Genomic DNA, 1,814 nt, shown 5'->3' with positions numbered 1-1,814 from the left:
AAGAGGTCAAGGTATGCTTCCCGTTGAGCGTCGAGAGCACATTCTGTCTTACGTTCTTAGAAAGGGCAAGCCACAGGTGATGGAAATGGTTTTATGGAAGTCCACCATCTTGGTCGCGATGTGTCCCTGATCGTGGTAGAGCGAGATGACGGCATCAAACTGTCCATTCAGAGCCTGATAAAACACTGAGTCGGCAGGCAAGGGGCCCGACACGTTGAATCCAAGTTGTTGCAGTTTACGGACAGCGGGCCAGATTTCTTCTTGTTCTTCATGTCCAAACAGTCCGTTATCTCCACAATGAGGATTTAACCCTGCTATAGCCAGGTGAGGGGCCTCAATACCCAGCGATTTCAGGGCATCAACCGCGCTTTCAGCACATTGAATCAGGTTCTTTTGAGTAACGAAGTCACACGCCAGCCTGAGAGACAAATGTCGTGAGAGAAAAAATACTTTCAAGCCTGCAACCTCAAACAAAGTGAGTGGGTGTTTGCTGTCTGTCAGATCGGCAAGAATTTCGGTGTGTCCTGTTTCTCTGATATTGGCTGCGTCCAGAGACATCTTGTTAATGGGAGGCGTTACAAGAGCGTGGGCTTCTTTGTCCAGAGCCAGTTGAGTTGCGAGTTGAATACAGTCGTAGGCCATCTTTCCTGCGGCAGCGGAAACCTTGCCCAGCTCGAAAATTTGGCGGGGGTTGGGAGGCTCAAGGACATTGAGAATACCCGTCCGGGGATCAATATCTGCACAGGTCTTCACAGACTTGATAGTAAGGGGCAAATTGCAGGACGAGATAGTTTGCTGAAGGATCTCCACATAGCCGACGACCAGTAATCGAGAGGCATCGGAAAAGTCATTGGCTGAAAGTGCTTTTATCAGGACTTCCGGGCCGATTCCGGCCGGGTCGCCCATTGGCATACTGATCAGGGGTTTCATTACTCACAGCAACATCTGGCTGGTCTCAACCTATTTTATAGCTGTGAGTTTAGAAGATGTCACCACGCCAAAGAAGCTGTCGCAAAAGGTGTGATGAGATGCTGTCGCATCATCAGGAGCGGATAATATGACCGCCTGATTCCCTGATGGCCGCCAGACTCTCGTCATCGAAACGGCTGTCCGTGATAATGGTATCCAGCTCATCCAGCTGACAGATAGTCTTCATGCTGGAAGCTCCGAACTTGCTGGAGTCTGCCAGCAGAACACTGCGGGTTGCACGTTCCAGCATCTTGCGACGAATAAAGTAATGGTCGGTAGAGGCAGTGGTCATACCGTGTTGCAGACTCCAGCTGTTGGTCGCCAGAAAAGCAATGTCTGCGTTAATGCTGTCCAGGAAAGACAGGGCGGTTGTGTCACAGTGAGCCTTGGTAATGGCGCTGACCAGACCTCCCGTGGTGTAGACCCTGGCGGTGGAGGAGTCTGAAAGTTGCAGAGCGATCTTCAGGTCCGGGGTCACAATGGTGACCTTCATGCGCATCATCAGTTTGGCCAGGGCCATGGTGCTTGTACCGGCATCCAGCAGAATGATCTGTCCTTCCTTGACCAGCTTGAGGGCCTCGTGAGCAATGGACTTTTTCTCTTCAATGTTGACAGCGTTCTTCTTTTCGTAGGGGATATCTTCCATCAGGAAGCTTTTGGATACTGCACCGCCATAGGTGACGCGCAGTTTGTCCTCCTGCTCCAGAGTGCGTATATCGCGACGAATAGTCATCTGGGAAACATCGAATTTCTCCGCCATCTCTTCGATATTGGCACAACCTTTTTCTTCAACGTAAGACAGAATGTGCTCTCGACGCTCAACGGGAAGCATACCTTGACCTCTT

The 1,814-nt window shown here is 50.7% G+C and carries 2 protein-coding genes; both read right to left on the bottom strand.

All coding sequences use genetic code 11. From position 1 onward, the window contains the following. Positions 1 to 48: 48 nt before the first annotated feature. Positions 49 to 930: a 4-hydroxythreonine-4-phosphate dehydrogenase PdxA gene (locus tag KDK17_RS04820; protein ID WP_257287476.1), complete on the bottom strand. Its 882-nt coding sequence runs from the start codon at positions 928 to 930 to the stop codon at positions 49 to 51. Between the two features lie 112 nt (positions 931 to 1,042). Beyond that, on the bottom strand, positions 1,043 to 1,814 hold a 772-nt coding region (locus tag KDK17_RS04815; protein ID WP_257287475.1), incomplete at its 5' end, for a DeoR/GlpR family DNA-binding transcription regulator.

Origin of the sequence: Endozoicomonas sp. SESOKO2, assembly GCF_024606245.1 — a bacterium.
Lineage (GTDB): Bacteria > Pseudomonadota > Gammaproteobacteria > Pseudomonadales > Endozoicomonadaceae > Endozoicomonas_A.
This window is presented reverse-complemented; position numbering and strand designations above follow the sequence as displayed.

Coding starts and splice junctions, on each gene's coding strand:
- KDK17_RS04820 (WP_257287476.1), bottom strand. CDS start 930: ATGAAACCCCTGATCAGTATGCCAATGGGCGACCCGGCCGGAATCGGC.